The sequence below is a fragment of the Streptomyces sp. CAU 1734 genome (assembly GCF_039888735.1).
Lineage (GTDB): Bacteria > Actinomycetota > Actinomycetes > Streptomycetales > Streptomycetaceae > Streptomyces.
Genome location: NZ_JBDQQP010000012.1, coordinates 204,342 through 228,198 on the forward strand (window position 1 = coordinate 204,342; position 23,857 = coordinate 228,198).

Below are 23,857 nucleotides of genomic sequence, written 5' to 3' on the forward strand. Positions count from 1 at the left end.
CGCCGTGAAGAGCGTCACCCGTGTCGAACTTCCCATGCGGACAACCCAGTTCCGGCATACTGTCCGCATCGGCACGGCCCGAGGAGACGCATGCCGCAGAAGCCCAAGGCCCTCGACCACACCGAATCTCCCCGAGCCTGGTGGGGTGTCGAACTGAGGAACTGGCGCAGAACCCGCAACCTGTCCTCGGTCGCACTCGGCACGAAAGTCGAGCTCAGCGGCACCATGGTCGAACGGATCGAGAAGAACCAGAGATCCTGCACCGCAGAACTTGCCCAGCGGTTCGACACCGCCCTCGACGCCGGCGGCGCCCTGGTACGCCTCTGGGGACACGTAGAGAAGGAAGCGGACAGCCGACGCCATGCGGACAAGGCCGCATCGGATTCCTCACACACCGAGTCGCCCACCTCTCCGACGGGAATCCTCACAGGGGACACCGACGACGGGAGTGACCCGAACGTGATACGACGCCGATTCCTCGCCCTCGGCAGCCTGGCCGCCGCCTCGCCCACCGTGCTCGCCCTCCCCGCAGCGGGAGCCACCCCGTTACCCAAGAACATCCGCCCCCAGGACATCGAACAGATCCGTACCGCCTCCACCACCCTCGCCCACTGGGACAACCTCTACGGAGGCGGAGGAATCGTACGAGAAGCCTTCATCGGCCACCTCAACTGGGCCAACGACCTCCTCACCGTCCCTTGCCCCGCCCAGCTCCGCGAGGACCTCTTCACCGCCGTCGGCCAGCTCGCCATCGCCATGGGCGCCTCGGCCTTCGACGCCTACGACCACCCCACCGCCACCCGCCTCCTCGACTTCGGTACCCGCTGCGCCGAACAGGCCGGCAACTGGCACCTGCGCGCCGTCGCACTCAACTGGCGTGCCCGACAGGCCATCTGGTGCGGGTCACCCGACACCGGACTCACCCATGCCGAACAAGGGCTCGTCCGCTCCGACCGGCTCACCCCCCGCGAACAGGCCATGCTCCACAACGCCCGCGCCCGCGCCTACGCCAAAATGGGCCACCACCGGGAAGCCCACACCGCAATCGGAACATCCGACGACATCTTCGCCCGCGCCCGGCCCGGCGAGGACGGCCCCTGGATGTCGTACTACGACCACGCCCAGCATCACGGCGACACCGGCCACGCCCTCTACGACCTCGCCCTCACAGCCCCCGGCACCGTACGCACCGCCGCCACCCGCCTCCACACCGCGGTCCAGCACCACACCGACGACTACGTTCGCTCCCGCGCCCTGTCCGGCACCAAACTCGCCACGCTCCTCATGACCGCCGGCGACCCCCAGCACGCCACCGTGACCGCCAACCGCGCCCTCGACGAAGCAGGCCGCCTCCGCTCACGCCGCGCCCTCGACGACATCCGGGCCCTCGGCCGCGCGACCCACCCCTACCGACACCACCCCGACACCGCCGAACTCCGCCACCGCATCACCACCCTCATCAACACATGACCCACCCGACACACACCCCCCAGTCCCGCGCCCTCCTCCACGAGCTGACCACCCGCGCAGACCTCTCCGCCGACGGCGCCGAACCCATCCGTCTCGCGGAGAACGCCCTGTGGCGCCTGGCCGCCGGCATCGTGGTCCGGATCGCCCGCCCTGGCCAGGAACAAGCAGCCGCGCGCGAGATCACCGTCACCCGCTGGCTCGCCGAACTCGACTTCCCCGCCGTCAGACCCCTCGCCATCAACCAGCCCGTCCACGCAGCAGGGCGAACTGCCACCTTCTGGGAAGAATTACCCCCACACCACCACGGCACCACCGGCGATCTCGCCCCGCTCCTCCGCCGCCTCCACGACCTTCCCGTACCGCCCACCGTCGCGGCGGCCCTCGGACACATCGACCCCTTCATACGCCTTACCGACCGCATCAACGCGGCACGACATCTCGACGCCCCAGGGCGGGACCTCCTGCTCAGCCGCGCTGCGGAGCTCCGTGCCAGATGGAGTGCGCTCGACCACCGCACCGACCGGCTTGTCCACGGCGACGCATGGACCGGCAACACCGCCGTAACCCCCAAGGGCCACGCCGTCCTTCTGGACTTCGAGCGCACCGCACTCGGCCCGCCCCAATGGGACCTGACCTCCACCGCCGTCGCCACCGATACCCTCGGCAACCTCAGCCCCACCGCCTACCAGCAGTACGTCGACGCCTACGGCCAGGACGTCCGCACCTGGGAGCACTACCCCCTCTTCCGCGACATCCGCGAGCTACGCCTGGTCACCTTCGCCTTCCAGATCGCGGACCAGGACCCCGACGCCATCCCCGAAGCCCGCCATCGTCTCGCCTGCCTCCAAGATGAACGAGGCCCTCGCCCCTGGGGCTGGACCCCCCTCGGCTGAGCACTGGCAGAGCCGACCATCTTCACCACCCTGCCCGGGGCCGTATGACGCGACCGTCACGCAGCTGGAGAGCGGCGTGCCGACCTTGAGCCGGAGCTCTGAGGTGGATCGTCGCCGACATGCTCGACTCTCTGGTGCTGGACCCCGGCAACCGGGTTCTCGATCGAGCTGGGCACCGGCCCCGGCCGGAACGCCGCGCTTGACGCCACATCCGTGGCGCTCTTGTGTCTGGCCGTCCCGTCGGGCGCTCGCCGGCCCACGCTCAGCAGCCCCCGCACGATAGGAGGCCACCGGCGCGGCGACGCACCGATGGCGTGTGTGTCTCCGGGCGCCTGGCAGGTCAGGGAAGAGCCAGGCGCTCACATAGCTCGCCTGTGCCGGGCACGAGCACGGACGGGTTCCGGCCCTGGCGTGGGTGTGATCAATTTGACTGAATCGAACATCTGTCCGAAATTCGATGTGTGCAGGTTGCAGCAGCCGCGGGGCAGACGGAGCGGGCAGGAGCCGGGGCGCCCTCGGGGGCGTCGCCGCTCGGTGCGCTGCTGCCCGGGGGCCGGGTCCGTCCGGGTACCGCGGTGAGCGCGGGCGCTGACGTGCCGCTGCTGCTGGCGCTGGCGGCGGAGGCGTCGGCTGGTTCGGCGGGGTGGGCGGCGGTGGGGCTGCCGGGTCTCGGGCCGGGCGCGGCCGCTGACGCGGGGCTGGAGCTGGGGGCGGGGATGTGGGTCGACGATCCGGGGCGGCGGTGGCCGCAGGTGCTGGCGACCGTCCTGGAGGCGGTTCCGGTGGTGATGGTGGGCGTGGTGCCTCCGGTGCCGGAGCGGGTGACGCGCCGGCTGGCGGCGGTGATGCGCCGCAGCGGCGCGGTCCTGCTGGCGGCGGGTTCCTGGGAGGGGGCGGCGGTCCGGCTGAACGTCACCACGGCGGTCTGGGACGGGGTCGGTACGGGGTCCGGGATTCTGCGGGGGCGCCGGGTGACGGTCGTTGCCGCCGGCCGGGGCGAAGCCGCGCGCCCGAGGCGGGCCGAGATGTGGCTGCCGGGCCCGGACGGCCGGGTCGCGCCGCTCGACCCCGCCACCGTGGAGCAGCCCTCGGCAGGCGGGGAGGCTGCCGGGGGGCGGCCGGTGCTGCGGGTGCTGGGGTGAGGGTGTTATGGGCAGGGTCCTGGCGCTGTGGGTGCCGGACTGGCCCGTGGTGGCCGCGAGTGTTCCCGCCGGGGTTCCGGTGGCGGTCGTTGCCGCCGGGGCGGTGCTGGCGTGCTCGGACGTGGCGCGTACCGCTGGTGTCCGGCGTGGGATGCGCTTGCGGGTGGCGCAGGCGCGCTGCCCGCAGCTGAAGGTCGTCGACCGGGACATCGAGGCGGAGACGGCGGCTTTCGAGCCGCTCGTGCGCCGCCTGGAGAGCGATGTCCTCGCGCGGCTGGAGATCATCCGCCCCGGTCTCTTTGCCGCGCCCGCACGGGGGCCGGCGCGCTACTGGGGCGGGGAACCGCAGCTGGCGGAGCGGTTGCGTTCGGCCGCGGCCGACAGCGGTCATGCCCGGGTGGGGATCGGGTTCGCGGACACGGTGTTCGCGGCCGCGCTCGCCGCCCGCACCAGCCGGAACATCCCCGAGGGCCAGACCGCTGTGTTCCTGGCGCCCTACCCGGTCGGGATCCTCGGCCTGCCCCGGCTGACCGAACTCCTCCAGCGCCTGGGCCTGCCGACCGTCGGCGCGTTCGCCCGCCTGCCCGTCGAACGGGTCGCCGCCCGGTTCGGCGCCCCGGCCGCCGCCGCGCACCGCACGGCCCGCGGCCTGGAGGCACGCCCGCTCACCGCCCGGACCGACACCGGCCAGTACACGGTGGAGCAGGCGTTCGACCCGCCCGAAACCCGTATCGAGCCGCTCACCTTCGCCGCGAAGGCCCTGGCCGACCAGCTCCACGAGCAGCTCACCGGCGCGGCGGTGGTCGGCGCGCGCCTGGAGGTCACCGCCCACCTCGCGCACACCGAGCAAACCCTCGTGCGGGCGTTCCGGCACGAGGGACGGCTGTCCGCGCTCGCGGTGGCCGACCGCGTCCGCGGACTGGTCACGGCATGGGCGCGGGACGGCGTCCTCGGCGCGGGGGAGAGCGGCGGTATCGCCCGCCTGGTCCTGCGCCCCGACGGCCTGGGCCCGGCGACGGGCCGCCAGCAGGGACTGTTCGGCGAGACCCTCACCCCCGAGGAGGTGGAGCGGGCCGCGGCCCGGGTCCAGGCGCTGCTCGGGCATACGGCCGTGACCCGGGTCGAGCTCGGCGGCGGCCGCGGCCCCAGGGAGCGGGCCCGGCGCATCCCGTACGGGGACCACGACACCAGGCGGCCGCTGCCCGAGGGTCCGTGGCCCGGCCGGCTGCCCGCCCCCCACCCGGCGACCGTCTTCCCCCTGCCGCCGCCCGCCGAGCTGACCGACGCCCACGGTGTACGGGTGGAGGTCTCCGCCCGCCTGGAGCTGTCCGCACCGCCGGCGGTGCTGCTCGTCGACGGCCACGGCCGGGCCCCGGTGGTGGGGTGGGCCGGGCCGTGGCCGGTCCTGGAGCGCTGGTGGGAACCGGAACCCGCACAGGCGCGCCGGATCGCCCGGATGCAGATCACCTGTGACGACGGCCGGGCCTGGCTCCTGATCGTCGAGCACGGCCGGTGGACGGCGGAGGCCCTCTATGGATGACCAGGACGCGACCGTCCTCCGCCTCCCCGCGCCCCGGCACCACGACCCCGACAACAGCGAGGCGTCGGGGGAACAGGCGTGGGCCGAGCTCCACGTCCACTCCACCTTCAGCTTCCTGCAGGGCGCGGCCGACCCCGGCGCGCTCGTGACGGAGGCCGCCCGGCTGGGCATCGGCACGCTCGCCCTCACCGACCGCGACGGCCTCTACGGCGCCCGCCGCCTCACCGAAGCCGCCCAGACCGCTGGCATCGCCACCGTGTTCGGTGCCGAACTCACCCTCGGCGACCCCGCACTCGGCACCCCCGTGGTCATCGCCCGCGACCTCGAAGGCTTCTCCCGCCTGTCCACGGTGATCAGCCACGCCCAGCTCGCGGGCACCAAGGGCGCGCCCCGCTACGACCTCGGCGCGCTCACCACCGCCGCGGCCGGCGGCCACTGGACGGTCCTGCCCGGCTGCCCCGCCCCGGAGGAACGCAACACCATTCCGGACGTCGCCCACGTCGCCGACCGCCTTGGCCGGCTCACCGACCTGTTCGGCGCGGGCACGGTGGCCGCCGAACTCACCGACCACCACCTTCCCCTCGACTCGCTCCGTAACGACGCCACCTACACCGCCGCCCGCCGCACCGGCTGTGCTGTCGTCGCCACCGGCGCGGTCCACTGCGCCCACCCCGGCCAGGCCCGGCTCACCCAGGCCCTCACCGCGCTCCGCCGACGCCAGACCCTCGCCGACGCCGCCGGCCATCTGATGCCCGCCCCCACCCACCACCTGCGCTCCGGCGCCGAGATGGCCCGCGCCCTCACCCGCTACCCGGGCGTCCTGGAGACCACCCTCGACCTCGGCCGACAGACCGCCATCGACCTGACCCGGCTACGCCCCGAACTCCCGGGCTTCCCCACCCCGGAGGGGCACGACGAGGACTCCTGGCTGCGACACCTCGCCGAGACCGCCTGCACTCGCCGGTACGGGGAACGCACCGACCCGGGCGCGGCGGTGGCCTGGCGGCAGATGGACCACGAGCTCACCATGATCATCGCAGTCGGTATGTCCGGGTACTTCCTTATTGTCTGGGACATCGTGGCTTTCGCGCAGCGTTCCGGGATCTGGTGCCAGGGCCGGGGCTCCGCCGTCAGCTCGGTGGTCTGCCACGTGCTGGGCATCAGCGGCGTCGACCCGATCCGTCACGGCCTGCTCTTCGAACGCTTCCTCCACCTGGAAAAGTCCGACCCGGACATCGACGTCGACTTCGAGAACGGTCGCCGCGAGGAGGTCATCCAGTACGTCTACGACCGCTACGGCCGAGCGCATGCCGCCCAGGTCGCCAACATCATCACCTATCAGCCCCGCCTCGCGGTCCGGGACTCCGCCCGCGCCCTCGGCTACCCCACCGCCCGGATCAACGAGATGACCCGCCACATCCACCACGAACCCCCCGGCCCCGAGACTGTCCTGCCCGGTGACGTCCGCGCCCTCGCAGCCCAGCTCCACACCCTGCCCCGGCACCTCGGCGTCCACTCCGGCGGCATGGTCCTTACCCGCCGCCCCCTCGCCGAGTTCATGCCCGTGGAATGGGCCACCGCCCCCGGCCGCTCCGTTCTGCAAGGGGACAAAGACGACGCTTCCGCCGCCGGCTTCTGCAAGATCGATCTTCTCGGCCTCGGGATCCTCTCCGCCCTCCACACCGCCTGCGACCTCATCACCCAGCACCACGGCATCACCTACGACCTCGCCACCATCCCCCCGGACGACCCCGGCGTGTACGCGATGATCGCCGCCGCCGACACCATCGGCGTGTTCCAGGCCGAGTCGAGAGCGATGATGTCGATGCTGCCCCGCCTGAAACCGGAAACCTTCCAGGACCTCGTCATCGCCGTCTCCCTCATCCGGCCCGGCCCCATCCAGGGCGGCGCGGTCCACCCCTACCTCCGCCGCCGCGCCGGACGCGAACCCGTCACCTACGCACACCCCCTCGCCCAGCCCGCCCTGGAAAAAACCCTCGGCGTCGCCCTCTTTCAGGAACAGGCCATGCGCCTGGCCATCGACTGCGCCGGCTTCAGCCCCGGCGCCGCCGACCGCCTCCGCAAAGCCATGGCCGCCAAACACTCCGTGGAGCGCGTCGCCGCCCTGCGCACCCAACTCCACGACGGGATGCACGCCCGCGGCATCGACGAAAGCGCCGCCACCCAGATCATCCACATGATCGAAGCCTTCGCCGACTACGGCTTCCCCGAATCCCACGCCCAGTCCCTGGCCCACCTCGTCTACGCCAGCGCCTGGCTGCGCCTCCACTACCCCGCCGCGTTCACCGCGGGCTTGCTCGCGAACCAGCCGATGGGGTTCTACAGCCCCCTCAGCCTCATCGGCGATGCCCGCCGCCGCGGCATCACCGTCCTGGGCCCGGACATCCACGCCTCCCACACCCGCGCCACCCTCGAAGACGACCCGGGCTCCGCCACGGGGCAGCCCGCGATCCGCCTCGGCCTCGCCTCCGTACGCCACCTCACCGACGAGAGCGCCCGGCAGATCATCGACAACCGCCCCTACACCAGCCTCGACGACCTCGCCTGCCGCACCCGCCTGCCCGCCCGCGCCTACGAAGCCCTCGCCACCGCCGGCGCCCTCACCCCCCTCGGCACCGGCCGCCGCGAAGCGCTGTGGAGCGCGAGCCCGCTCGCCCACACCCACGACGGACAGCTCCCCGGCACCGGACAACCACCCGAACCGCCCGAACTCCCCTCCATGACACCCGCCGAAGAGACCACCGCGGACCTGTGGGCCACCGGCGCCTCACCCACCTCCCACCCCGTCCAACACACGCGCGGCCACCTCGCCCGCCTCGGCGCCGCCGCCACCGCCGACATCCGCCTCCTCCACGACCAAGCCCCGGTGCTGACCGGCGGGCTCGTCACCCACCGCCAGCGACCGCCCACCGCGAAGGGCACCGTGTTCCTCAACATCGAGGACGAGACCGGCATGATCAACGTGATCGTCCCGCCGCACGTGTGGGACCGGTACCACCAAGTCGCCCTCGACCACGCCGGACTCCTCATCCACGGCACGGTCGAGCGGGCTGGCCGCGCGATCAACGTCCTGGCCCACCGACTCGAACCGCTGACGCTCACCGGGCCATCACCATGAGGCCGGGCAACGCTGCGAGCCCGGCCAGCCGCAGCCGGGCCGGGGGATGATGGAGTCCGCAGTTCCTCAGCCCCAACGTGCACGGTGGTGGTAGCGGGCAGCTATCCGGCGTCAGGCCCTTCGGCCGGGAACTGCCGAGAGAGGAACGATGCCTTCGAGGAGGGCGGCGATCTCCGGGTGGGCGCCTGCCGTCGCCCATTCCCGCGGCGACCGGCCCTCTCCCGCGTCTTCCCGTCGGCCGGGATCGGCACCGGCCTCCAGGAGTGCGCGGACTGCTTCCGTGTGTCCCCACCAGGCCGCCGCGCACAACGGCGTCCCCTCGGACAGCCCCACGCCGCTCTCCGCATCGGGGTCCGCACCGGCCCGAAGAAGCAGCCGGACCACGGGAGCAGCGCCATGGACCGACGCCGCGTACAGCGGAGTCGTGCCCTGCCCGTCCGGGTATCCGGGATCTGCCCCCGCGCTCAGCAGCTCCTCGATCCGGCTGGTCTCCCCGAACGTCGCGGCCTCGACGAGCCGCCCCGCCAGCTTCTTGCGCATGCGCTGCTTCACACCGGGCGACGATAGCGACCCGGGGGCGTGCCCGCGGTCAGCGGATGCTCTTCACGTCACAGTGTTTCGCCCGGTAGCCGCGGCCGACCTTGTCGTTGGCGTTCTTCTTCGCCGCCGTCACCGCCTTCGGACGCGTATTGCCCCTTCCCGTTCCCTCGACGTGATCGACCGCGTTGTTGTCGCTGATCCGGACCTTCGCGCATTTCACGACAGCGGTGTACGAACGCGCGTGCGCTTCGTCCACCGGGCCGGCCAACCCCAGAAGAAGCGCAGACAGCACCCCGGCGGCAGCCAGGCTCACCCGGTTCACATTCATCACCCCTCCACGAGCCGGAACATCCGGCGTGCCAGCCGGGACCCTCCCCACCCGGAGAAACGGAAGCACCTCCGAGAGCGGGCGCGCCGGTGCACCGCCCCGGCGCGCGGGCTCGGCGAGCGCCCCCGGACGCTGCCGCGAGCCACGCCGTGCGACTCGGGACAGGGGGTCTGGTGGACTCTCCGAGTCTGGGAACGAAGTCACTCGATCGTGGTACTCAGGCCCCCGGCGGACCGGCCCCACCCATCTCAGCCTTTACGGTGAGGACATGGTCGACGACGCACGAGCATCCGCAGAGGCGATGACGCCCGCAGGCCCGGCCTGGAGTATCCCGCTGGCCGGGGGGCGAACGGAGGTTCCCGCGTCCATCGACGGTGTCCGTGCCCTTCTCACCGGCAAGCGCCTCGACGCCTTCGACACTGCCGTGGCCGACACACCGGCCAAACACCTCCTCTACGTGGTCCTCGACCACGCTCTGCCCGCGGACGCGGACGTCCTCGACCCGGCCACCGTGGCGCGCTTGCGCTCCGGTGACTTCACCGGGGTCCTCGACCACGACGGCGCCCCTGTCATCCCCAGAGACCTGCCCCCGAATGAAGGGGAGCTCGTCCCGCCCGTGTGGACGGTGGACGAGTACAACGGTGAACCCCCCACGGAGTTCCCGGCGACCATCGCCGGTATCCGGCGGATCCTGACGGGGGACAAGCTCACGGAGTTCGAACAGGAGACTGGCCGCATCGCCGCGCAGGATCTGGCGATCGCCCTGTTCCGCTGGTCCTACCCGGCCGAGCAACAGACCATGGACGCTGCCGTCTTCGACCGTCTCGCGGCACAGGACCACGCCTCGTGCGGCGCCTCGCGGACGGAGTCGGGATCGTGACCTATCGCATCGCGTATGTCGACCAGGCAGAACGGGCGCGCCGGGCGATGAGTTCAGAGGTCCGGGAGGCATTCGACCGGGCCATGGCCTCCACAATCGGCAAGGACCCCTACGGCCAGGGTTCCAGCCCCGCCGGCACCAAGGACGAGCCCGACCGTCGGTTGGCGACCGTGTATGACAGCTTCGTCTGCTACTACGTGGCCAAGGGCCCGCGAGCCGTCACCGCTGTGAAGATCGTTCGCCGCTGAAACGGACGGCCGACCCGCCCCAAACCGCGGTCCGCCGGTACCCACAAAGCCAACTCGGCTGTGTCCCCGGGCCTCTACGCTGGTCCCCATGACGATCGCACCGGAAGCCCCGGTACCGTTACGGTTCCTGTCGTTGGAGCTGACCGCGCGCTGCCAGCTCAGCTGCCCGTCGCACTGCTACGCCCAGGCCGGCCCCTCCGGCGGTCACGGCAGCATGTCCGTCGCCGACTGGCGCCGGGTCGTCTCCGAGGCGGCCGCCCTCGGCACGACGACCGTCCAACTCATCGGTGGCGAGCCGTTGCTCCACCCGGACTGCGTCGAGCTGGCCGAGCACGTCCTGGGCCTGGGCCTGCGGGCCCGGATCTACTCGAACTTGTACCGGGTCCGTGCCGAGCACTGGGCGCTCTTCGCGCACCCGCTGATCCGACTCGCCACCTCGTACTACAGCGACGACCCCGTGCAGCATGACGTGATCACTGGCCGGCCAGGCTCGCACGCCGCGACGCGCGGGAACATCATCGAGGCGGTGCGCCGGGGTGTGGAAGTGGCGGTGGGCATCGTCGATCTGGGCGGCGGGCAGCGCGTCGAACCGGCGCGCGCCGAGATGGAAGCTCTCGGCGTCCACCAGGTCCGGGTCGACAGGGTGCGGGCAGTCGGGAACGCCGCCCCCGGGGCGGCGGCACCGTCGGTGTCTTCCCTGTGCGGGCGCTGCGGGGACCAGAAGGCGGCGATCCTGCCCGACGGTCGGGTCACGCCGTGCGAGATCGGCCGGTTCCTCAATGCGGGCACCGTCGCCAAGGGCTCCAGCCTGGCCGCGGTGCTGTCCGGCCGGCGCTGGGCGGAGGTGACCGCACGCGTACCGCACCGCGCGAGCGCGGATCCGTGCGCTCCCGAGTGCGCCCCGGCCGACGACAGCCAGTGCGGGCCCGAGAACAGCGGCCCGTGCGGCCCAGTAGGCGACGGAGACCTGTGACAAGTACACAACGGGAGCAGGACGTGGACTGGGAAAGTCGCGCCCGTCGTCTGGCGGATGCGCACCTGCGGCCGGAGTCCCGCTGGTGGGCGCCGGTCGCGTCCGTGCCGCGGCATCTCTTCGTGCCGCGCTGGTTCGAGCGGTCCGACGCCGGGCGGGTGATCCGCGACGGCCCCGCCGACACCGCCGCATGGCTGAGAAGCGCATACACCGATACCACCCTCGTGACGCGGATCGGCACGGTGCACGCCGACCTCGCCGAACCGGGCACCACCGCGCCGTCCGGCGCCTGGCCCACCTCGTCATCGACCCTGCCCACCCTGATCGTGGCCATGTACCGGCTCGCGTCCCTCGCCAACGACTCCCGCACACTGGTCACCACCGGCACCGGATACGGCACCGCCCTCGCGGCGACCCGCCTCGGATCCGACCGGGTCACCAGCGTCGATATCGACCCCTACCTGGTCGAAGCCGCTACCGACCGTCTCCACGCCGTCGGTCTGCACCCGCACACCGCGGTCTGCGACATCACCGGTCCCCTCCCGGGTCAGTACGACCGCATCGTGTCCACCGTCGCGGTGCGGCCCGTACCGCACACCTGGCTGACCGCGCTCCGCCCCGGCGGCCGACTGGTGACCACCATTGCCGACACCGGCCTGGTCCTGGTCGCCGACAAGACGCCGGACGGCGGCGCGCGCGGCCACATCGCCACGTACAAGGCCACCTTCATGTCCGCCCGGCACGGAGATGACGACGAGCGCACCACCCCCGCCGACACGGTGTGGGATGCGCCGGCCGGCGACGGCGAGATCGTGTCCACCAGCCGCTACCCCCTGCTGGATGTCCAGAACTCGTGGGAGGTGCGCTCCATGCTGGAGCTGGAACGGCCCGGGATCGAGCACCGCATGGGGCAGAACGAGAACGGCGGGTGGACGATGCGGATGGCGCACCCGGACGGCTCCTGGGCCCGGGCAGAGGCGGCCACCCGCCGCGAACCGCCGACCGTGCACCAGGGCGGACCCCAACGCCTCTGGGACGCGCTGGAGGACATCCGGGACCGCCTCAACATGTGGGGCGAACTGCCCGTCTACGGCTCCCGGGTCACCATCACCCCCGACGGCCGGACCACCCTCTCCCGCGGGAGAGGGTGGACGGCCACTCTGTAGCACTCCTGGGCCGACGACGTGCAGCCATCTGGCCGGCACCGGTATCCGGCGCCGTGGCCGCCGCCCGGCAGATCATCATCACCGGCGACCTGCCGAGGTCGATAGAACCGACAGGGGCCCAGCAGGCGCCGCACGGTGAGTTCAACGCCCGGTGGCGGCCGTTGAGGTGAACTGCCGAGGCTGTCTCATTCCTGCGGGCCGGCACTGACCGTGTCGGAGATCGCCCCGTCCGCCGCTCGGGCCGGTGCCGCACCCCGCCCGTGATCTACTGGCGAGGACCGGCCGCGCCGCGCGTCTAGTCTGTGGGGACATCCACGTCACGCCGGGCGGCAGCGATCACAATGCAACGGCCGCCGCAGGGCTACGACGGAGGGATGGCGGGATGTTCGGAATCGGGAAACGGCGGAACGATCCGCCGGCCGGGCGCGCCAGAGGCGGGGGCAAGGAACTCGTCACGCCGTCCGCCGACCCGGACGAGCGGGTGCACGTGCTGAGCTGGCTCCAGGAGCACGCGAGCCACTACCTGGACTCCGGTGCCCTCGCCGACCGTGACCATCTGCCCCGTGGCCCACGCCGAGCTCCGCCACGGGCTGCGCCCCGGCGTAGACCCTGCGCCCTTCTATCTGGCGCTCGACCAGGCCTTCGGCTCCGTCCCGCTGCAGCACTTCGACCGGCAGCCCGAAGCCGCCGACACGCACAAGCGGCTGCGCGCACTCGGCGCCGGACCGCTGCCCTCGCTGATGGACATCGTGACCGCGCTCACCGCACGGGACCACGGTCTGACCCTCGTCCACACCGAGGACCGCATCGACGCCATCGGACAGATACACCCCGACATCACCATGATCAAGGTGGCGGCGGCCCGCCCGCCGCGTCCCGCGCCCGATCCGAACCACCAGCGCCGAGGCTTTCTTCGCAGCCTTCTGGACGACTGACCCCCGGCCGACCTGGACGATCGCGGCCCCACCCCTCGGCCACAGGGGCCGCGAAGAGGTCGTCCGCCTGCCAGCTGCGACAGGGGATCGCTTCGCTGTCGACGTGACTTGCCTTTATCCCGGCCAGCCTGCCATCCGTCACCGATACCACTCCTCCGGCCGTCGAACGCAAGCCGAAAGTACGATCAGCCGTGCAATCTCCAAGGCCGCCGGACAGTATCGGTGGCCGAGGCGGCAGCCGTAGACCGCAGCCACCCACCAGTGCCGTCTCCACCACGGGCCCGACCCGGGCCCAGTCTTGTGCTCCCAAGGTGACAGCGTTGGAGGTCGCCGGCATCACCCTGGATCGTGTCTCGTCTCCAGCTGCGCAGCGACCGTCTCCCTCTTCGGCCAGGCACCCGGGAAGACGGCCTTGGCGTTCCCCGGAAGTGAGCCCGCGCGTGCCGCGTCCTGTTCAGTCGGCAACCTGGTCGGCGGTCGGATGCGGCAGGGGCCAGTAGGAGCGGGCGCGGTCACCGCTGAGGCAGGCCAGCAAGGTGTCCTCGGGCATTTGCAGGACGGGTGCGCATCGCACGAGCTGGCCCGGGGAGATCGCGGTGGTGCCGTCGAGCCATCCCTTCATGAGTGCTTCGGGCATGATCGCGCCGGCGGCGAGATCAGCGGCCGTCATGCCGTGCGCGGTGAGCTGGTGGCGCAGGGTGCCGCGGGCGGTGTCCGGGCGGCTGAGAGCGGTAAGGCGTGCGGCGAGTCGGTCCTGGATCCCCGGGGCCGGGCGGGCCGGCTCCGGTCGGTGCGCCTCGTAGGGGGAGCGGGGGCCGGTGAAGTGGTCAAGGGCCAGGGCGGCGCAGTCGTCGAGGAGTTTGAGGGTCCAGGTGCGGGCGTGCTGTTCGCCCTGGTCGGCGCGAAGCCGCCAGTCGTGGTGGCGGCCGCGGATGCTGAAGTCCCGGTCGACGAGCAGGCTTCCTGCGTGGGCGGCGTTGGCCCGGTCGTGCCGGGGCCAGACGGTGCGCAGGGCGTCGGCGGGGATCTCCAGCAGGGTCCCGAGAAGACGCTCGATGCCGACCGCCATGGCCACGGCGGTGGACTCGTCCAGGAACCGGCGCTGGGCGTAGCCGACGAGGGTCTCGAACGCGTCCCGCAGCGCGGGGTCTTCGCCGGCTGGCTCGCCGGACAGGCTCGTGAGGGCGGGCGTGCTGGCGAAGAAGGCGTCCGCGTCCGCTGAGGTGAGGCGGGTGAGGATGTGCGGCGGATAGCCGCGGGCCGGGTCCCGGGGGCGGAGGTTGCCGAAGCAGACGAACCAGGCGTTCGGCCGGAGGTCTCCGGTGCCGAGCTGCCGGCTGGCCGGGTGCTCGGGATCGGTTGCCACGTGGGCCAGATCCTGATCGAAATGAAACAGGATGTCCTCGTCCTGGAGGAAGGCCTCCCGCCACAGGTTGACCGGGCAGTGCCGGGCGGTGAACGCGTCCGCGGGCGGCAGGCCGTAGTCGTCGGCAAGGTCGGGATCGTCCCCGAGCAGTTCGAGCAGGAGCTCGGCCTCGCGCCGGACGAAGTGGAACGCCATCTCCTCCGCGGTGCACCGCGGGAGCGGGGCGCGGCCGGCTCGCAGGTCGCCCGCGAGGTCGTCGACCGCGCGGACCATCGCGAGGCGCCATGCCGCGCTCGCTCCGTCGCAGACCGCCGGCAGCTGCATGAGAAAGGAGTCGTGGTAGCGCCACGCGTCCTTGTCGGACGGACGGTTGAAGACCCGGTCGCCGTAGTGCAGGAGCTCGTGGTAGCCGCGCTCGGCGACCAGGTCCGCCGCCGTGGCCAGAAGCCGGGCGCCGAGCGGGGTGAGAACCTCCGCCAGGTCCTCGTACTCGGCCTGGCCCTCATATGCCTCCCAGCCCGTGGCCGTAGAGCCCAGCCGCAGGATGGCGGCGATCCTGTCCGCGGAGGGCAGCCCGTCGGGAACCAGCAGAGCCCCGTCCAGATGCGCCACCACCCACTGCGGATGCCCGCGCTCAGGGTCCCGCGCGGCGATGAAGCCGTACGGGGAGAACCAGAACTCCGTACTGTCCCAGCCCTCCTCGGGCTCGGGAACCTCTTCGCGATCTTCCCCATCGTCGCCGTCGGCGGCGTGATCGCCGCGGGCCTCCGGGATGGAGTGCTGCGCGCTCTCGACCCGCAGCCGCCACGCGTCCTCCCAGTACGCCGGCCGGTACTCCTCACCGTGCCCGGGGACCTCGACACCCAGCAGTTCCAGCTCCGCGTCCGTGGCCGCGCACACCCGCGACGCCAGCACGAGCATCTGCTCCAGCGCCCATGCCTCAGCACCACACCGCGGCACCGGCGCACACCCACGGGCCAGATCCTCCGCCAGATCCCCGAACGCCCGCGCCACGCCCATACGGAACGCCTGGTCCCTGCTGTCGCACTCTTCCGGGAGAAGGAACAGCACCGTCTCCTGGACACCGGACGCCTCGCGGTCCACCGGCACGTCCCCGTACCGGGCAGCATCGCGGTAGGCCAGCACCGCCAGCATCCGCCCCGCCGCCCCCAGCAGCCCACCGGCGAACGGCGACAGGAACTCCTCCAGCTCCCCGTAGGGAAGCTCGTAGAACTCGGCATCCGCCGTGTACGCCCCGAACGCGTCAGCCACCTGAACCGCGCCCACCCTGCTGCTCATGACGTCCCTGCCCATCCGCCCGGTACATTCCCGGCAGTCTCCCACGGCCCACGAGCGGCCGAAGCCGCCCCGGCACGCCCGGCAGACCGGCCACTTCGCGACTGCCGGGCCGCGCCCGACCACATTGATTCCCCAGGGCTCGCCAGAGTGGAAGACCCCGGTCCTGACAGCACACCCGCTCTTAGAGGCACGCTCCGGAGTCCACCGGGGCCGCGCCGCCCAATGATTTCAGTGGTGGACCACAGGTGGCGCAGCTGTGTTCCTCAGGCACGGGAAACGCGGACGCGGTGATGGTCAACGAGCGGCGGTTACCGGCTGGTGTTCACCGGCTCAAGGCCCCTGCGACAGCGCCGGCCGTGTCGGCTCGGCGATCTTGAAGATTCTTCATCTCCGCGAACTGGGAGCCCTCGGTGGCGAGGAGCTCGTCGTACGTACCGGACTCCGTGATGTGTCCGGCGTGCATGACGATGACGCGGTCGGCGACGGCGGCGTTGGCGAGGCGGTGGGTGATGAAGAGGGTGGCCGCGCGGCCGTCGGCGAGGGTGCGCAGGCGGGTGAAGAGCTGGTTCTCGGCGCGGGCGTCGAGGGCGGAGGTGGGTTCGTCCATGACGACGACGGGGGCGTCCTTGTGGAAGCCGCGGGCGATGGCGAGGCGCTGCCATTGCCCGCCGGAGAGGTCGTGGCCGCCCCACCAGGAGCGGGCCAGAGAGGTGTCCAGGCCATGGGGGAGGGCCGCGAGGATGGAGTCGGCACCCGCGTTGCGGGCGGCTTCATGGACGGCCTGGTCGCCGCCGGGCCGGGGTTGGCCGAGGGTGATGTTCTGGCGGGCGGTGAAGGACCAGCGGGTGTAGTCCTGGGGGACGAGCGCGATGGTCTGCCACAGGCTGTTCGGGTCAAGGTCGGCGGTGGGGTGTCCGTCCCAGGTGACGGTGCCGTGGGTGGGGAGGTAGAGGCCGGTGAGGAGGCGGGCGAGGGTGGACTTGCCGGACCCGTTCTCCCCGACGAGGGCGATGACCTCGCCGCGCCGGATGGTCAGGTCGATGCCGTTGACGGCGGGCGTGGTGGCGCGGGGGTAGGTGAAGGTGAGGTTGCGAGCTTCGATCACGTCCGGCCCGTTGGATGGGGCGGGGAGGGTTCCGCGGTTCATGGCCCAGGCGGGCGCGGTGTCCACGAAGCCGGCCCAGTCGGTGACGTAGAGGCCGGTGGTGAACAGGGAGGCGGAGGCGCGGACGCTGCCGGTGAGGGCCGTGTTGGCGGTGCGGACGGCCAGGACGGTGGTCGCGGCGGCTGCCACGGCCATGTCCCCGTTCAGCAGGAGGAACACGATGCCGGCCCAGACGGTGACGGTGGCGACGGCGGCGAGAAGGTCTCCGGCGCCCTGGACGAGGGCGCTGCGGCGGGCACCGTCGAACTGCTCGGTCTCCAGCCGGTGGGAGGTGGTGCGGTACTGGTCGAGGAGGAAGGCGCCCATGGTGTAGGCGCGGACCTCGGGGGCGGTGGAGCCGTCGGTGGCGTACTGGGCGAGCACTCCGCGCAGTCGGCTGTCGGCGAGGTTCTGGTGGGCGGTGGCGTGGGTGATCTGCGCGGCCCGTACCGCGCCCCACACCCGCGGGACGACGGCCAGGAGCATCAGGGGCAGCAGCAGGGCGTTGAGCGTGGCCACGACGACGGTAGCGGCGGCGAGCTGCGCGGCGGCGGAGATGAACGCCTGGGCGCCGTGGACGAGTTCGCCGCTCTTCTTCGCGCCCTCGGTCGCGGCGAACCGGGATTTGTCGAACTCCTGGTCGAGGTAGGCGCCGAGTTCGGCGCGGGTGGAGGCCTCGATGACCGCGAGGTCGGCCTCCCGGTGTACCCGGGGGGCGAGCCGGGTCGCCGCGAGCCGGACGCCGGCGTCGGCAAGGTAGGCCAGCCCGGTCGCGGTCGCGGCGATTACGAGGGCGGGGGCGGCGTCCTTGAGGCGTCCGGTCGCGCTGCCCTGGCCGAGGAGGTGGGCCAGGAGGTTGGTGGTCGCGTGCAGGGCGGTCGCGGTGAGCAGGCCGCAGGCGAGGGTGCCGGCCAGGAGGATCAGGACGCTGCGCCGGTCGGTGTTCCAGCTCAGGCGCCAGGCGCGGGCGAGGGAGGCCGGCAGCCGGGCGGCGATGGCGCGGGCTGTGAGCGTCGCCTGCCGGGCCTCATGGGTGTCCTCTTTGAGGCGCATCACCGGCGGCGCGCCCGGAGTGGTGCCGGCGCCGGCCGGTGTCTGAGGCTGGGGCTGGGACGGAAGCTGTGCTGGGAGGGTCACAGCGTCATCGAAGTCCGGCCGCGGTGGGAGACTCAACCCGTTTGCCCACGACCCGGGGCGTTGCTGCTGCTCCCGCCACTGCGGCGTCAACATACGAAATGTGAATCCACTCGTTCGGGTGAATTCCATGGGTCGGTAGGGGAGTTGGGCTGGGTGTTCAGGTGCGGTGGACGGCGGTCCAGGGGTGGTCGCCGCCGTTGTCCTCCTCCGTTCCGACCGGGGTGCCGTCCACGGTCTCGACCCACGAGTGGAAGCCGGACGGGAAGGTGCGGGCGCCGTGGACGAGACGGCAGTACCGGCCGGTGAGGGCGGTGGCGAGCACGGTTGCGGCCGCCCGGTCCTTGCAGTCCAGCTGTCCCCGCCACCACCACAGCCGGCAGGCGGCCACGGCACCGTGCAGCGCCCGCACCCGCGCCGCGTCGGCGGCCGGGAGCCGGCGCGCTGTGCGGGCCAGCGCGACACGGGCCCGGACCCGCCGGCCCTGCGGAAGAGCCCGGATGGCGACCACCACTGTCAGGGTCAACGCGGCCGACAACCGCAACGGCCACGCGGGCCGCTCGTGCACCACGATCACACGCGCCACGCCCGCCACCTCCACCACACCGCACGCCGCGCCTGCGGAACTCCGCGCGGAGCCCCGGCGAGAAGCCCCGCGGCCTGCAGCTGGCCGACGGCCGAGGCGACGGCCTCACGCGTGGCCGCGACATCGCCGCCGGGGACGGTCAGCTCGGCGGCCAGACTTGCGGGGTCGGTGCCGGCGGTGACCGCGTCCCAGATGCGGGCCAGGGCTCCGTCGAGGATCCACCAGGTGCCGGTGCGGAGGCTGAGCACGGCCGTAGCCCCCGGCACCGGGGCCCAGTGCACCCCGGGGGCCGGGCTCAGCACGTGATCACCGCCCCCGTGTCCGTCCGGTCGCGCGCGGCCAGCCACAGGCTCGCCATCACCAGGCGCTGCACGCTGTAAAGGGCCCCGGCCCCGCGCCCGGTGATACCGGAGAGGGCGGCCAGGGCACGGGAGTCGTCGACCAGACCGGCGGTGACGAACGGGGAAGCGGTGATCAGGGCGGCGAGTTCCCGCTGCTGCTGGTGGGCGCCCGCGACGAGCTGGCGGGTGAAGGACCCCTTCGACGTGCGGCCGGCCAGCCACGTCGGCAGCTCCGGGATCGCCGCCGCGAGGAGCGGTTTGAACGAGGTGACGCTGCGCCGTTCCAGGGGGTCGATCGCGAACGCCGCCCGCACGACGTGGTTGTCCAGGTAGGGGTGGACCGGCCGGATGCCCCAGTCCGCGGCCAGCGGCAGGGTGTCCCGGCAGTCGGCGCCGACCATCCGCAGTCCGTTCCACTGCGCCGCGACATCGGCCCGCTCCTCGACCGTGGTGTCCGCGGCTTCCTCCAGCAGGGCGGCCACCCGGTCCCGTCCCGCCGGGGTGAGCCACCCGGTGAACGGGGCGGTACGGGTCCACTGCCACACCGCCGACGGCGCCGTGAACACGCCGGGTCCGCCGCGGCGGACCGCTGCCGCCGTCTGCCGCAGACTGGCGGCGTGCCCCAGATCCGCCGTCCGCGTCACCGTGCGCCACACGTCGCGGGGGGAGCGGTTGCGGCCGCGGGCCCACGCGGTCACCTCGCGCCGGGCCGCACGCCGGTGCCCCGTCTGCACCAGGGCCGCGAATCCCGCGCTGCACGAGTCGAGGACCACGTCACCCCCATGCCCCGAAAGATGGACCGGCAGCCCCGCCGTCGGCCGCAGATACAGACGCTGCTGGGCCGTCACCAGGCTCATCGCGACCGGCTGCTCCGTGCGCGGCTGGTCCGCAGACCAGGTGAACGGCAGCTCACCGGAACCGCCTTCACCGACATGGAGAGGGACCCCGATGTGGCCGGCGATCCGCCGCGCGTACGCCAGGTCCTCACCGCTGCAGTACGGATCGTGATAGGTGACGGCACGGACTTCACCGTGCCCGGCGGCGAGGAGCGCCACCGTCGAGGAATCGAGGCCGCCGGAGACGTCCGCCCCCGCCCGCCCACCGGCCCCGACCATCCGCCGGCGGACCGCTTCCCGCAGCGCCGAACCGAACTCCGGCGCCCCCTCGACGAGGGAGTGGTGTGTCTGGGGCCCGCGCACGTCTACCAGCTCGAACCCCTCCGGGCTCAGGAGCAGCCCATAGCCTCCGGGCACTTCCCGGATGCCGTCGAACATGGTCCGGCCGGGCCAGTGCTCCGGCCCCGCGGCCATCTGCGCGGCCATCATCCCGAGATCGACACCGGCCCCCACACGGTCGGCGAGTATCCCGGCGCTCGTGGACCACACGACACCCGCCCCGCGAGCCGCGTAGAACACCGCATGAGATCCGGCCAAGTCCCCGCACACGAAGAGGCGCTCGCCACGCCGGGCGATCACCCAGCCGGAGCCGGCCAGTCCGGCCAGCTCCGCCCACCGTTCCGCAGCCGCCGCCCGCAGCAGCGCCTCACCATTCCCGTCGGCACCAGCGGCGTCATCGGCCACCGCCACCCGGACCCGCTCGTCGGAGAACGCCGCGACAGGGCATCGCGGCCCGACGCGGATGCCGGGTATGCCCTCCAGCCGGGCACCCGTACCCCATCCGGCCCCGCCCGTGATCCATCCCGCCTGCATATGCCCCACCCTTTCCACTACGGCGGACAAGAGACCCGGGCGGGCCGGTGAACCGGCCCGCCCGGACACGGCGCGCTGCGTCAGTTGGAGCTCTCGAAGTAGTTCGTGCCACCGGTGTCGGCGTCGTTGAAGTTCTGCTGACCCAGCGTGAACTCCTCGGCGCTGAAGCCGGCCGGGAGGCCGAAGACGGGAACAGCGCGCACAGCCATTTCAGGCTCGCCCGACTGCACAGAAAGACCTGCGGACATGGCACTTCCTCCAAACGGTGATCACATACAGATTCGGTGCACCGCGCCCCGATCGTGCTCCGGCCCCTTGCCGGGGCACGGAACGCGGCGTGACCTCACCGTCCCCGAAACGCCCCACCGCCGGGAAGACACCGGCTGTTGCTCTGCGTTGCCCCGCTGTTGCTTCGTGTTGCCTCCGGCGCGAGGCGGTCTTCTCAACCGGTCGCGCCGCAGGGTAGGAGGGAGGGGTCCGGCGGGGGAACCGGCTCAGGGGAGGCCATGTGCCCGTGCTCACCACCACCGCGCATCATCACCCGCTCGCCCTGCTGATCGCCCGCAGCGGCCTGACCGCCGGCGCCTACCTCCACAAGGTCGCCGAACGCCACCGCGCCCTCGGCTTCGGCACCATGGCCTGCCGCCGGGAGAAAGCCACCCGCTGGACCCGCGACGGCGTCACCCCCGACCGCACCACCCTGCTCGCCATCGCCAGCCTGCACCACATCCGCCCGGCCGACGTCCACCGCTACGGCTGGCCGGATTTCCTCCGCCTCGCCCTCGACGACGACCGGCCATATCTGGAATCACCCTGGACCGCCGCGGGTACGGTCACCTTACTGACGGAAGTGGGAGGTCCTGTGGACCGTCGCGGCTTTCTGATCGCCTCGTCCAGCACCCTGGCCGCGGCCGTCGCCCAATGGACCACCGCCGAACCAGCCCTCGCCACAACCGGCCGCCACAGACGCGTCGGCCACGAAGCCGCCAACCTCTTCGACACCCGCCTCAACGCCCTGCGGCGTCTCGACGACGAAGTCGGCGCCCACCACGTCTACGACGCCGCCCTCGTCGAGATCCGCCTCATCACCGACCTCCTCAACCACGCCTACTACACCGAAAACATCGGCCGCCGGCTCTTCTCCGCCGCCGCCGAAGCCGCCCGCATCGCCGGATGGTGCGCCTACGACACCGGCCACCACCACACTGCCGAACGCCACTTCATCACCTCCCTCAGAGCCACAGCCTCCGCCGGCGACACCACCCGCGGCGCCATTACCCTCGCCTTCTGGAGCAACCTCCGCTACAGCACCGGCGACCCACAAGGCGCCCTCCACCTCATCGACGGCGCCCTCGCCACCCGCCACACCATCCACTCACCCCGCGCCCTCGCCCTCCTCCACGCCCGCGCCGCCCGCGCCCACTCCACCGCCGGAGACCACCGCAACGCCTGGCAGCAGATCGACGCCGCCTTCACCGCCTACGCCCACGCCGACACCCCCGAAGCCGACATCTCCTCCCTCTACTGGATCACCCACGGCGAACTTCACCAGGTCGCCGCCAGCACCGCCCTCACCCTCAAAACCCCCAAGAAGGCCCTCACCCACTTCGATGCGGCCTTCACCCACCACGACCCCTACGACCTGGAGCGCGAACTACGCGGAACCGTCATCTACCAGGGCCGCCGGACCGAAGCCCACATCGCCCTCGGCGACATCGACGCCGCCCTCGACACCGGCCACCAGATCCTCACCACCATCGACGGCATCGACTCCGCACGCAGCACCGCCGCCCTCCACCAGGTACGCGACCACCTCAACCCCCACCAGCACATCCCCGCCGTGGCCGACTTCCTTCAACTCTCCGCCTGACCTGCCGCTCCGCGAGAGCCAGGGGCAAATGCCCGGACGCACGCGAGCCACCGGCCTTGCCGGGCGCGCCGGGGGCGAGGTGCAGCTGCGCGGTGGCGTCAGCCCTCGCCAGCCCGTGTGGCGATCATGCGGTTGAGCCTGCGGATCTGACGCTGCTCGGCGTCCTCGACCAGCTCGCAGCGCCAGTCGTAGTGGACCCGGTAGAGGGATTCGGTCGCCACGGGAACAGTAGCGCCGTCAAGGGGGACGGTGGCCAGATGAACAGTGCCGCCATACAGGGCTAAGCAGGTCAGGACCGCGCGCAGGTGCTCGCGGCCGTGTTCTTTCAGGCCGACGGTGCCGTCCTGGTGGGCGTGCGCGACCTCGTGCAGACCCACCGTGCGCCGGTCCTCGGGACAACCTGGCGGTATCGGTGGTGCCTGCGGTCCGGAGGCGGAACGGCACGTCGGCCGACGATCCTCCTCGGTGCGGGGCCGGCCGGGGAAGACGATGGCGGCGCGACGGATCCGTAGGGCTGCCACAGGTCCGGGGCCCGCGGTCCCAGCGCGCCTTTTAGGGCCGCGGTCCGGGGCCAGGGAATGTGCACAAGGCACGGACACGGGACCGAAACCGATCCCGGTACCGGTGGCGGATTCCAGGACACCGAACGCACTGGTGCGCTGCCCGTCGTGGTCGGTCAGCGCCGACCACGAGCGTCGTCGCCCCAGGGCTGCACCCGCTGACAGCTCGCGGCCCGGAAGAACATCGCCCTCGGCCAACCCCGCCCTGCAGGCGACCAGGCCGTCAACGAGGATGCCCGGTAAGCCGGCCAGCACCGTGGCAACGCATCACCGTCACCCGCCTGCGAGACCTCGCGGCAGGCCGGACCGCCATCTTCATCACCCACCGCCTCGCCCGCAACGCGCCGCTGACCGCATCTTCTTCTCGACGACTGTCGCGTCATCCAGTCCGGTACCGGGAACCGGTACCTACGCACGCCTCCTCAACGAAGATGGCGGCCTCTACCAGCAGCTTCTACCGACCGCAGGAAGGGCGGGAGCGCTGACACCACTCTCTGGACGGTTCGCTCTCTCGCGCCGACGGCTCACCGCAGGCTCGGCCGCCGTACGAGACGAGGTCCGGGTGAGGCGCGCAGTGCCGCGCCCGGAGGGAGC

At 72.2% G+C, this 23,857-nt stretch carries 20 protein-coding genes; 11 read left to right on the forward strand and 9 right to left on the reverse strand.

Translation table 11 applies throughout. The features are described 5' to 3' along the window. The first annotated feature begins 90 nt into the window (after nt 1-90). The 5 genes from AAFN69_RS23835 (at nt 91) to AAFN69_RS23855 (ending at nt 8,184) form a co-directional block, all read left to right on the forward strand. Nucleotides 91-1,470, forward strand: coding sequence for a helix-turn-helix transcriptional regulator (locus AAFN69_RS23835; RefSeq protein WP_347730741.1), 1,380 nt, complete (start codon nt 91-93; stop codon nt 1,468-1,470). Next, nucleotides 1,467-2,363: an aminoglycoside phosphotransferase family protein gene (locus AAFN69_RS23840; RefSeq protein WP_347730742.1), complete on the forward strand. Its 897-nt coding sequence runs from the start codon at nt 1,467-1,469 to the stop codon at nt 2,361-2,363. Before AAFN69_RS23835 ends, AAFN69_RS23840 begins: the two co-directional genes overlap by 4 nt. 461 nt (nt 2,364-2,824) lie before the next feature. Then, the gene (locus tag AAFN69_RS23845) at nt 2,825-3,505 is read left to right on the forward strand and encodes a hypothetical protein (RefSeq protein WP_347730743.1); all 681 of its coding nucleotides are present in this window, start codon (nt 2,825-2,827) and stop codon (nt 3,503-3,505) included. Nucleotides 3,506-3,512: 7 nt separating this feature from the next. Beyond that, nucleotides 3,513-5,045, forward strand: coding sequence for a DNA polymerase Y family protein (locus AAFN69_RS23850; protein ID WP_347730744.1), 1,533 nt, complete (start codon nt 3,513-3,515; stop codon nt 5,043-5,045). After that, on the forward strand, nt 5,038-8,184 hold the full coding sequence (locus tag AAFN69_RS23855) for an error-prone DNA polymerase (protein WP_347730745.1): 3,147 nt from the start codon (nt 5,038-5,040) through the stop codon (nt 8,182-8,184). Before AAFN69_RS23850 ends, AAFN69_RS23855 begins: the two co-directional genes overlap by 8 nt. Before the next feature lie 111 nt (nt 8,185-8,295). On the opposite strand, the gene AAFN69_RS23860 is transcribed toward AAFN69_RS23855, so the two are convergent. Together AAFN69_RS23860 and AAFN69_RS23865 are read right to left on the reverse strand one after the other, a co-directional pair. Continuing rightward, nucleotides 8,296-8,736 (reverse strand): ankyrin repeat domain-containing protein, encoded by a 441-nt coding sequence (locus tag AAFN69_RS23860; protein WP_347730746.1) that lies wholly within the window; start codon nt 8,734-8,736, stop codon nt 8,296-8,298. A gap of 37 nt (nt 8,737-8,773) precedes the next feature. Beyond that, entirely contained in the window at nt 8,774-9,052 is a 279-nt protein-coding gene (locus tag AAFN69_RS23865) for a hypothetical protein (protein WP_347730747.1), read from the reverse strand. A gap of 268 nt (nt 9,053-9,320) precedes the next feature. Here AAFN69_RS23865 and AAFN69_RS23870 point away from each other — a divergent pair, with 268 nt between their 5' ends. The 5 genes from AAFN69_RS23870 (at nt 9,321) to AAFN69_RS23890 (ending at nt 13,254) form a co-directional block, all read left to right on the forward strand. Further along, entirely contained in the window at nt 9,321-9,932 is a 612-nt protein-coding gene (locus AAFN69_RS23870) for a hypothetical protein (RefSeq protein ID WP_347730748.1), read from the forward strand. Then, entirely contained in the window at nt 9,929-10,180 is a 252-nt protein-coding gene (locus AAFN69_RS23875) for a hypothetical protein (RefSeq protein ID WP_347730749.1), read from the forward strand. Before AAFN69_RS23870 ends, AAFN69_RS23875 begins: the two co-directional genes overlap by 4 nt. An 88-nt stretch (nt 10,181-10,268) precedes the next feature. After that, nucleotides 10,269-11,153 carry a radical SAM protein gene (locus AAFN69_RS23880; RefSeq protein ID WP_347730750.1) on the forward strand — a complete coding sequence of 295 codons (885 nt, stop codon included), beginning with the start codon at nt 10,269-10,271 and terminating at the stop codon, nt 11,151-11,153. A 23-nt stretch (nt 11,154-11,176) separates the two neighbouring features. After that, complete coding sequence (locus AAFN69_RS23885) at nt 11,177-12,319, forward strand: 50S ribosomal protein L11 methyltransferase (RefSeq protein WP_347730751.1); 1,143 nt, start codon at nt 11,177-11,179, stop codon at nt 12,317-12,319. 563 nt (nt 12,320-12,882) lie between these two features. Then, nucleotides 12,883-13,254: a hypothetical protein gene (locus AAFN69_RS23890; RefSeq protein ID WP_347730752.1), complete on the forward strand. Its 372-nt coding sequence runs from the start codon at nt 12,883-12,885 to the stop codon at nt 13,252-13,254. A gap of 454 nt (nt 13,255-13,708) precedes the next feature. Here AAFN69_RS23890 and AAFN69_RS23895 read toward each other — a convergent pair whose 3' ends face one another. The 6 genes from AAFN69_RS23895 to AAFN69_RS23920 form a co-directional block, all read right to left on the reverse strand. Then, nucleotides 13,709-15,919: a hypothetical protein gene (locus AAFN69_RS23895; RefSeq protein ID WP_347730753.1), complete on the reverse strand. Its 2,211-nt coding sequence runs from the start codon at nt 15,917-15,919 to the stop codon at nt 13,709-13,711. Between the two features lie 322 nt (nt 15,920-16,241). Further along, the gene (locus tag AAFN69_RS23900; RefSeq protein ID WP_347730754.1) at nt 16,242-18,200 is read right to left on the reverse strand and encodes an ATP-binding cassette domain-containing protein; all 1,959 of its coding nucleotides are present in this window, start codon (nt 18,198-18,200) and stop codon (nt 16,242-16,244) included. 157 nt (nt 18,201-18,357) lie between these two features. Next, nucleotides 18,358-18,783 carry a lasso peptide biosynthesis B2 protein gene (locus AAFN69_RS23905; protein ID WP_347730755.1) on the reverse strand — a complete coding sequence of 142 codons (426 nt, stop codon included), beginning with the start codon at nt 18,781-18,783 and terminating at the stop codon, nt 18,358-18,360. Then, nucleotides 18,771-19,031 (reverse strand): hypothetical protein, encoded by a 261-nt coding sequence (locus AAFN69_RS23910; protein ID WP_347730756.1) that lies wholly within the window; start codon nt 19,029-19,031, stop codon nt 18,771-18,773. Before AAFN69_RS23910 ends, AAFN69_RS23905 begins: the two co-directional genes overlap by 13 nt. Nucleotides 19,032-19,078: 47 nt before the next feature. Further along, a complete protein-coding gene (locus tag AAFN69_RS23915; protein WP_347730757.1) occupies nt 19,079-20,833 on the reverse strand; it encodes an asparagine synthase-related protein in 1,755 nt (584 codons plus the stop codon). Between the two features lie 80 nt (nt 20,834-20,913). Beyond that, nucleotides 20,914-21,036, reverse strand: coding sequence for a hypothetical protein (locus tag AAFN69_RS23920; RefSeq protein ID WP_347730758.1), 123 nt, complete (start codon nt 21,034-21,036; stop codon nt 20,914-20,916). Between the two features lie 305 nt (nt 21,037-21,341). On the opposite strand from AAFN69_RS23920, the gene AAFN69_RS23925 reads away from it, so the two are divergent. Beyond that, the gene (locus tag AAFN69_RS23925) at nt 21,342-22,703 is read left to right on the forward strand and encodes a transcriptional regulator (protein ID WP_347730759.1); all 1,362 of its coding nucleotides are present in this window, start codon (nt 21,342-21,344) and stop codon (nt 22,701-22,703) included. A gap of 98 nt (nt 22,704-22,801) precedes the next feature. Here the strand turns inward: AAFN69_RS23925 and AAFN69_RS23930 are convergent, their stop codons facing one another. Continuing rightward, the gene (locus AAFN69_RS23930; protein WP_347730760.1) at nt 22,802-23,080 is read right to left on the reverse strand and encodes a hypothetical protein; all 279 of its coding nucleotides are present in this window, start codon (nt 23,078-23,080) and stop codon (nt 22,802-22,804) included. Between the last annotated feature and the right edge of the window lie 777 nt (nt 23,081-23,857).